A 383-nucleotide genomic window follows, 5' to 3' on the forward strand; every position below is an offset into this window, starting at 1 on the left:
AGGAGGCCGCGGCTGATGATGGTTTTCTGGATTTCGCTGGTGCCCTCGCCGATCAGCAGGAACGGGGCCTCGCGCATCAGGCGCTCGATCTCGTATTCCTTCGAGTAGCCGTACCCGCCGTGGATCCGGAACGCTTCCTGGGTGACCTCGGCGCAGTACTCGCTGGCGATCAGTTTCGCCATCCCGGCCTCGACATCATTGCGGGCGCCGGAATCCTTCAACCGGGCCGCGTTCACCATCATCAGATGCGCGGCCTCGACCTTCGTCGCCATCTCGGCGAGCTTGAACGCGATCGCCTGGTGCTGCGCGATCGGCTTGCCGAACGTCGACCGCTGCTGTGCATACGCGATCGCCAGCTCGAACGACCGGATCGCGATCCCGCA

1 protein-coding gene is annotated in these 383 nt (G+C 64.5%); it reads right to left on the bottom strand.

Annotated elements, in window-relative coordinates:
- The coding region (locus EIZ45_RS45850; protein ID WP_255443843.1) for an acyl-CoA dehydrogenase family protein at positions 1–383 on the bottom strand (383 nt) is incomplete at both ends.

It is taken from the genome of Amycolatopsis sp. CFH S0740, from assembly GCF_004522315.1.
GTDB classification, from domain to species: domain Bacteria; phylum Actinomycetota; class Actinomycetes; order Mycobacteriales; family Pseudonocardiaceae; genus Amycolatopsis; species Amycolatopsis nivea.